The organism is Collinsella aerofaciens, from assembly GCF_032584215.1.
Taxonomy (GTDB): Bacteria; Actinomycetota; Coriobacteriia; order Coriobacteriales; family Coriobacteriaceae; genus Collinsella.
Genome location: NZ_JAWHPN010000041.1, coordinates 1 through 7,175 on the forward strand (window position 1 = coordinate 1; position 7,175 = coordinate 7,175).

Genomic DNA, 7,175 nt, shown 5'->3' on the forward strand with positions numbered 1-7,175 from the left:
GTTCCGCGTCATCGTCTCCCCGTGGATTCTGACGGTGCTCGTGACCGACCGCCTGGCTCGCTACTACGAGACGGTCACCAAGCACAACCTCAAGTATCGTCGCTACTATCACCAGTTCGACTACTAAAGAAAACGGGTGCGGGAACGTGCCGGGCTATTGAGAGGAACACAGAATGAGACAGTACATCATCGCCAGCCATGCGCACTTCGCCACCGGCATCAAGGAGAGCGTCGAGCTGCTCTCGGGCGCTCGCGACAACGTCCACGATCTTTCGATGTTCGTCGATGGCCGCATGGACGTGGCCGAGGAGGCCCAAAAACTGCTGGCAGGCATGTCTGCCGACGATGATGTCGTTGTCTGCACCGACCTCTTTGGCGGTAGCGTTAACAACGAGTTCACCAAGATCGTCCAGACGCGTCCCCGCACGTACCTCGTTACCAACATGAACCTTCCTCTGCTCATCCAGCTGCTGTTCTCTGACGAGTCGGCGCCGGTTGAGGAGACGATTCGCGCCATCGTCGCTGCGGACGATACGCGCGTGAAGTTTGTCAACGATCTTTTGGTCGATGACGAGGAGGAGGAAGAGTTCTAATCCGCAGCACCTACTGACACGCCGTATGACGGCACAAGACCTTTGGGGGGTCACATTATGATTCAGCTACTTCGCGTTGACCATCGCCTGCTTCATGGCCAGGTCGCAGTTTCCTGGGTTCAGGGCCTTGGCTCCAACTGCATCTTCTGCGTGGGCGATAAGGTCGCTAACGACCCGGTGTGGAAGACGACGCTCAAGATGGGCAAGCCTGCCGGCTGCAAGCTCGTCATCAAAGATATGGAGCATGCAATCGAAGCTATCAACTCGGGCGTGACCGACAAGTACAAGATGATCATCTGTGTCGCCACTATTGCTGAGGCAAAGCAGCTTGTTGAGGGCTGCCCGCAGATCAAGTCGGTCAACCTGGGCAACACCAAGCCAAAGGACGAGAAGCGTCCCGATGCTCGTCAGGTCTCTCGTCAGATCTTCCTGACTGCGGCCGAGGAAGCCGATGTGCGCGAGATGCTGGATCGTGGCGTCGAGGTCGAGATTCGACCCCTGGCCGACGACCCCAAGGTCGACTGCGCCAGCGTGCTCTAGGCGTTCAATTTCGAAGAGTCTGAGCTCTTCGTAGTGTCCTATTAGGAAAGGGGGATATATGCTTACCCAAGCAATCCTCATCGGACTTATCGCCGCATTTGGTAAGTTCGACTGCCAGCTCGGTACGCTCTATGCGTTCCGCCCCATCGCCCTGTGCCCGCTCGTGGGCCTGGTGCTGGGGGACCTGCAGTCCGGCCTCGCGATCGGTGCGAGTCTGGAGCTGCTGTTCATGGGCTCGATCTCCATCGGCGCCTACGTGCCGCCTGATGAGACGATCGGCGGCGTGCTCGCCTGCGCCTTCGCTATCCAGCTGGGCCAGAGCACCGAGGCAGCCATCGCGCTTGCCATGCCCATCGCCACGCTGTGCCTTGCCATCAAGAACATCCTTAACGCCGCCCTGCCGATCCTGGTCGACCGCGCTGATGTTTTCTCTGCCCAGGGCAACCTTAAGGGTGTCTATGCGATGCACTTCCTGATCGGTTTGACCGGTATCATCATGGCGTTCCTGCTGTGCTCGCTGTCGTTCTATCTGGGTGCTGACGCCATCCAGGGCCTGCTCGACTTCATCCCGCCCTTTGTCCTTGCTGGCTTTGGCGTTGCCGCCAACTTCCTGCCTGCCATGGGCTTCGCCATGCTCGGCCGCCTGGTGCTCACCAAGCAGCTCGTGCCCTTCTACTTCCTGGGCTTCCTGCTGTGCTCCTACGCCAACGTGCCCGTCCTGGGCGTCGCCCTGATCGCCATCATCATCGGCATCGACAAGTTCGACCTGCTCGGCCTGGGCGGAGCCCAGCCCCAGCTCTCCGCGGAAGGGGATGAGGACGATGACTTCTAGTCCCGAGAACAAGATCACGCGCTCCGACCTCGTCAAGAGCGCCGTCAACGTCGGCGCCCTGGGCATGGAGTTCTCCTGGACCTACTACAAGCAGATGAACATCGCCTTCTGCCTGATGGTCGCCAACATGCTCAAGAAGATCTACGCCGGCCGCCCCGACGACTACGCCGCGGCCCTGCACCGCCACTGCGCGTTCTTCAACATCACCGTCCAGTTCGCCCCGTTCGTCGGCGGCATCGCGATGGCCATGGAGGAGAAGGTCGCCCGCGGCGAGATCGAGCCCGAGAGCGTCAACGACGTCAAGGCCGCCCTCATGGGCCCGCTGTCCGGCATCGGCGACTCCATCTTCCTGTCGACGCTGCGCGTGGTCGCCGCCGCGGTGGGCATCAGCCTGTGCCAGGCCGGCAACCCCTTCGGCCCCATCGCCTTCCTGCTCATCTACAACGTCCCCGGCTTCGCGCTGCGCATCTGGGGCGCCGTCAAGGGCTACGAGCTGGGCGTGGGCTTCCTGGACGAGGCCCAGAGGACCGGCCTCATGCAGAAGATCATGACCTGCGTGGGCATCGTGGGCGTCATGGTCGTGGGCGCCATGTGCAAGGACATGTTCTGGGCCAGCATCCCGGTGGCCATCGGCTCGGGCGAGGACGCCCAGACCCTCCAGGACATCCTGGACGGCATCATGCCCGGCATGCTCGGCATGATCGCCTTCTGGCTGTACTACTGGCTGCTGTCCAAGAAGATCAACCCCATGGTGCTGATCGTGGCCACCATGGTCGTGGGCATCATCGGCGCGTTCTTCGGCGTGCTGGCGTAGGTTCCTGCGTTTTATTCTGCCCCCAAGGGAAACGGCGACCCGTTGCGGTCGCCGTTTTTTATTACCGAAAGTTAGCTGGAGGTGCTTCGTGATTCGATCTGACAATCCACCCGATAATGGCGTGAGCGGGGCGATGTATCTATTTGGCACGGCGCTCTTGTGGAGTTTTATCGGCATCCTCGTTCGCGCCAATTCGCAGTCAGCTCTTTTGATCGGTGCCGTTACGGCAATATTTATGGCGCTCTTTATCCTGCTCGTCGGTAGGCCCGTCCTCCGCGTCAGCCGTCTTATTGTCCTTGTGGCCGTCTGCAACTTCGTGACGGGCACCACGTTTAACTTTGCCAACCAGCTCACGACGGTCGGCAACGCGATCGTTCTGCAGTACACCTCGATGATTTTTGTTATCGTGTATCAGTCGCTCGCAACTCGCACGTTGCCCTCGCCTGCGAAGATTGCCTCCGTGTTGGTTGCTTTTACGGGTATGGGACTTTTCTTTTTAGGCGATTTGAGCGCCGAGGGCATGCTCGGCAACCTGCTTGCCGTCATTTCGGGAGCCACCTTTGGGCTGTGTTTCTTTTTAAACTCTCGCCCCGATGCGTCGCCCATGGTGTCCTCGCTCATCTCCTGCGGCATCTCGATACTGCCGATCGTCTATTTTGCCGGCGACCTAGGCTCCGTAAAACCCTTTGAGTGGGGGCTTATGCTGGTGCATGGCCTTTTTTGCAGCGGCCTTGCGAGTGTGCTGTATGCCAAGGGGATTGCGCGCACTAACGCGTTTGCGGCCAACTTGGTTTGCATGAGCGAGGTCGTGCTCGCTCCCTGCTGGTCGGCGCTCCTCTTTGGCGAGGTCTTTCGCTGGAACGAGTTTTTGGGCGCGGCGATAATCGTTTTGGTGATTGTAGGCAACTTGGCATCTGATGCCTTTGGCGATGGCTTTCTGGTGACGCTTGTCCGCCATCGAAACAAAGAGCGCGCCTGATGGGATACGTCTGCCGTTTACGGTAAAAAACACCCCGCTGAGCGAGTGGTATTAAATAGTAAGAACCTGCATATCTATAATTGGTATCAAATCATTTGTGCCTGGCTTAGGTGTTAACAGCACACCAGGTACGCTTCGGGCCGTGTGGTCGAGTTTCCGGATTGATATCAACAGCGCGCGCGACGGTGACCGGCTATGACTCGAGATTTCCTATTTTGGAGGAACCATGCTTACCCAAGCAATCCTCGTCGGCTTAGTCGGAGCGTTTGGAGGCCTCGACTACCAGCTCGGCACCCTCTACGCGTTCCGCCCCATCGTCCTGTGCCCGCTCGTGGGCCTGGTGCTGGGGGACCTGCAGACTGGTCTTGCCGTCGGCGCCAGCCTGGAGCTGCTGTTCATGGGTTCGGTTTCCATCGGCGCCTACGTGCCGCCTAACGAAACCATCGGCGGCGTGCTCGCCTGCGCGTTTGCCATTCAGCTCGGTCAGGGTACCGAGACGGCCATCGCGCTCGCCATGCCCATCGCTGTCCTTTCGCTGACGATCGGCAACATTACTAGTGCCTTGTTCACCGTGTTTGTCGATATGGCAGACAGGTTCGCCCTCAAGGGAAACCTTAAAGGCATTTACGCCGTTCATTGGGGCATGGGTCTTTGGGGCTGCCTTGAGTATTTCCTGCTGTGCGGCGGCGCCTTCTATCTGGGCTCCGATGCCATTCAGGGCCTGCTCGACTTCGTCCCGTCCTTCATCATTGATGGTTGCGGCGTTGCCGCCAACATCCTGCCGGCCATGGGCTTCGCCATGCTCGGCCGCCTGGTGCTCACCAAGCAGCTCGTGCCCTTCTACTTCCTGGGCTTCCTGCTGTGCTCCTACGCCAACGTGCCCGTCCTGGGCGTCGCCCTGATCGCCATCATCATCGGCATCGACAAGTTCGACCTGCTCGGCCTGGGCGGAGCCCAGCCCCAGCTCTCCGCGGAAGGGGATGAGGACGATGACTTCTAGTCCCGAGAACAAGATCACGCGCTCCGACCTCGTCAAGAGCGCCGTCAACGTCGGCGCCCTGGGCATGGAGTTCTCCTGGACCTACTACAAGCAGATGAACATCGCCTTCTGCCTGATGGTCGCCAACATGCTCAAGAAGATCTACGCCGGCCGCCCCGACGACTACGCCGCGGCCCTGCACCGCCACTGCGCGTTCTTCAACATCACCGTCCAGTTCGCCCCGTTCGTCGGCGGCATCGCGATGGCCATGGAGGAGAAGGTCGCCCGCGGCGAGATCGAGCCCGAGAGCGTCAACGACGTCAAGGCCGCCCTCATGGGCCCGCTGTCCGGCATCGGCGACTCCATCTTCCTGTCGACGCTGCGCGTGGTCGCCGCCGCGGTGGGCATCAGCCTGTGCCAGGCCGGCAACCCCTTCGGCCCCATCGCCTTCCTGCTCATCTACAACGTCCCCGGCTTCGCGCTGCGCATCTGGGGCGCCGTCAAGGGCTACGAGCTGGGCGTGGGCTTCCTGGACGAGGCCCAGAGGACCGGCCTCATGCAGAAGATCATGACCTGCGTGGGCATCGTGGGCGTCATGGTCGTGGGCGCCATGTGCAAGGACATGTTCTGGGCCAGCATCCCGGTGGCCATCGGCTCGGGCGAGGACGCCCAGACCCTCCAGGACATCCTGGACGGCATCATGCCCGGCATGCTCGGCATGATCGCCTTCTGGCTGTACTACTGGCTGCTGTCCAAGAAGATCAACCCCATGGTGCTGATCGTGGCCACCATGGTCGTGGGCATCATCGGCGCGTTCTTCGGCGTGCTGGCGTAAGGGCCCGGCTGCATAGATTTTCGTTGCAACCTGGAAAGGGGATGGAGCAGGCCTATGCTCTCCATCCCCTTTTTGTATAGAAGGAGTTCGTATGTTCGCGAAGGGTCGCGAAGCAATGCGCCTGACGCCGGCAGAGGTCAGGCTGATTCTTATTGAGTCCCTGCAGTGGTGCGCCAACAACGCGGTCTACTTTTTGGGGCTTATCGGTGCGGCCACGTATGATCTGGCCGGCACGGCCTTTTTGGTTGCCGCCATTACGCTCGCGCGCAATCTTATGACGTCGGTGGGCAATATGGTGTCGGGCTCGGTCATCGATCGCTTTGGACCGCGCCGGACGTCGTTTGTGACGTGCGTGATTACGGCAGTGCTATCGCTTGGCGTGGGGTTAGCGCCGTTGTCTGTCCCCGGGCTTGTGTTTGCCGCGTGCGTCTTGGGACTTGCGGGCGGCTTTATCAACACCTGCACGCATGCGTTTCCGGGATACCTGGAGTCGACCACCGAGGGTCGTACCCGCGTGAACGGCCTCATGGTGTTCTACAGCAATATCGCCTATACCGCTGGCCCGCTGCTCGGCGGTGCCATCGTGAGCTGTTTTGCCACGCAATCGGTTTATCTGCTCATGGCGGGCATGATGGGTGTGGCGGCCGTGCTCTCCTTGGGCTGTCACGAGTGTGTTGCTCCCGCAAAAGGGGAGAAGCCGAAGGGCGGTATTCTGGGCGGCATGGCCGAGGGTGCGCGACTTACGTTTCGCGACCACGACTTGCGCCTCATCTTTATCTCGGGCTTTTTGGGTTTCTTTGCGTTTGGCGCGTTCGATTCGCTGGAGTCGTTGTTCTACCGTGATGTACTCAACGTGGATATCGTCTGGCTGGGCTGGTTGTCCTCGGTCGTGGGCCTCACTTCCTCGGTGGGTGCGTTCATCCTGACCAAGCTTTCTGCTCGCCATGTCAACCTGCGATTGCTGCTCGGCGCGCTCATGGCCGTGGGCATTGGGTCCATGGTGTACGTGGGCACCGATATGCTGGGGGTCGCGATTATCGGTCAGGCGATTAACGGTCTGGCCTGGGGGTTCCTGGAGCCGCTGCAGATGATCTTGATTCAGGAGCGTGCCGACATCAAATACCTGGGGCGCATTACCGGCTTTGTGCGTTTTGGCCTGATGAGCGCCGGCGTGGTGCCGCTGCTGGCGGCTCCGTTTTTGGCGGAGGCTTTGGGCGTCCAGACGGTACTGTTTGGAGCATCGACCATTATTGCGCTGGTAGGAACGCTGTTCTTTGTCACGCAAGGGAGACGCCGGGGGCGTTAGCTATACATCAAATTCTAATTTAATACCACTCACCAGAGAATTTCGACCGTTCACCGAGGATTGGAACAGATTGAAAAGTGGTATTAAAAACACGTTGGGTGTATGTCTATAATTGGTATCGAAAAGAAACGCGATGTATAGATTCGCGTGCAGGACAGAAAGGAAAAGCCATGAAGGAAACCGAGAAGATCGAGATCATGCATTTCGACCAGGAGGGCTATCTCGAGGACGGCAAGGCGCTCTACGAGACCGGCAAGAAGATGACCGCGCTCGCCGACAAGGTCGCCGACGAGGGCT

Annotated in this window: 8 protein-coding genes; all 8 read left to right on the forward strand. The window is 59.7% G+C overall.

The window, feature by feature from the left end:
* Positions 1 to 173 precede the first annotated feature (173 nt).
* The 8 genes from RX395_RS09395 to RX395_RS09430 all read left to right on the forward strand — a co-directional run bounded on the left by RX395_RS09395 (position 174) and on the right by RX395_RS09430 (position 6,878).
* Positions 174 to 593, forward strand: coding sequence for a PTS sugar transporter subunit IIA (locus tag RX395_RS09395; RefSeq protein WP_148346728.1), 420 nt, complete (start codon positions 174 to 176; stop codon positions 591 to 593).
* Positions 594 to 650: 57 nt separating this feature from the next.
* A complete protein-coding gene (locus RX395_RS09400; protein ID WP_099432286.1) occupies positions 651 to 1,133 on the forward strand; it encodes a PTS sugar transporter subunit IIB in 483 nt (160 codons plus the stop codon).
* Positions 1,134 to 1,191: 58 nt separating this feature from the next.
* Positions 1,192 to 1,965 (forward strand): PTS mannose/fructose/sorbose/N-acetylgalactosamine transporter subunit IIC, encoded by a 774-nt coding sequence (locus tag RX395_RS09405; RefSeq protein WP_316367173.1) that lies wholly within the window; start codon positions 1,192 to 1,194, stop codon positions 1,963 to 1,965.
* A complete protein-coding gene (locus RX395_RS09410; RefSeq protein ID WP_316367175.1) occupies positions 1,946 to 2,779 on the forward strand; it encodes a PTS system mannose/fructose/sorbose family transporter subunit IID in 834 nt (277 codons plus the stop codon). The genes RX395_RS09405 and RX395_RS09410 overlap by 20 nt, the downstream gene beginning before the upstream one ends.
* 88 nt (positions 2,780 to 2,867) lie before the next feature.
* Positions 2,868 to 3,758: a DMT family transporter gene (locus tag RX395_RS09415; RefSeq protein WP_316367177.1), complete on the forward strand. Its 891-nt coding sequence runs from the start codon at positions 2,868 to 2,870 to the stop codon at positions 3,756 to 3,758.
* 226 nt (positions 3,759 to 3,984) lie between these two features.
* Positions 3,985 to 4,758 carry a PTS mannose/fructose/sorbose/N-acetylgalactosamine transporter subunit IIC gene (locus RX395_RS09420; RefSeq protein WP_196022812.1) on the forward strand — a complete coding sequence of 258 codons (774 nt, stop codon included), beginning with the start codon at positions 3,985 to 3,987 and terminating at the stop codon, positions 4,756 to 4,758.
* Positions 4,739 to 5,572: a PTS system mannose/fructose/sorbose family transporter subunit IID gene (locus tag RX395_RS09425; RefSeq protein WP_316367175.1), complete on the forward strand. Its 834-nt coding sequence runs from the start codon at positions 4,739 to 4,741 to the stop codon at positions 5,570 to 5,572. Before RX395_RS09420 ends, RX395_RS09425 begins: the two co-directional genes overlap by 20 nt.
* Positions 5,573 to 5,663: 91 nt before the next feature.
* Positions 5,664 to 6,878, forward strand: a complete 1,215-nt coding sequence (locus tag RX395_RS09430) for an MFS transporter (RefSeq protein ID WP_316367180.1) — start codon at positions 5,664 to 5,666, stop codon at positions 6,876 to 6,878.
* Positions 6,879 to 7,175 lie beyond the last annotated feature (297 nt).

What these genes read in the sequence shown, in the direction of transcription:
- RX395_RS09410 (WP_316367175.1), top strand. Translation starts at nt 1,946, where the DNA reads ATGAGGACGATGACTTCTAGTCCCGAGAACAAGATCACGCGCTCCGAC.
- RX395_RS09420 (WP_196022812.1), top strand. Translation starts at nt 3,985, where the DNA reads ATGCTTACCCAAGCAATCCTCGTCGGCTTAGTCGGAGCGTTTGGAGGC.
- RX395_RS09430 (WP_316367180.1), top strand. Translation starts at nt 5,664, where the DNA reads ATGTTCGCGAAGGGTCGCGAAGCAATGCGCCTGACGCCGGCAGAGGTC.
- RX395_RS09425 (WP_316367175.1), top strand. Translation starts at nt 4,739, where the DNA reads ATGAGGACGATGACTTCTAGTCCCGAGAACAAGATCACGCGCTCCGAC.
- RX395_RS09400 (WP_099432286.1), top strand. Translation starts at nt 651, where the DNA reads ATGATTCAGCTACTTCGCGTTGACCATCGCCTGCTTCATGGCCAGGTC.
- RX395_RS09405 (WP_316367173.1), top strand. Translation starts at nt 1,192, where the DNA reads ATGCTTACCCAAGCAATCCTCATCGGACTTATCGCCGCATTTGGTAAG.
- RX395_RS09395 (WP_148346728.1), top strand. Translation starts at nt 174, where the DNA reads ATGAGACAGTACATCATCGCCAGCCATGCGCACTTCGCCACCGGCATC.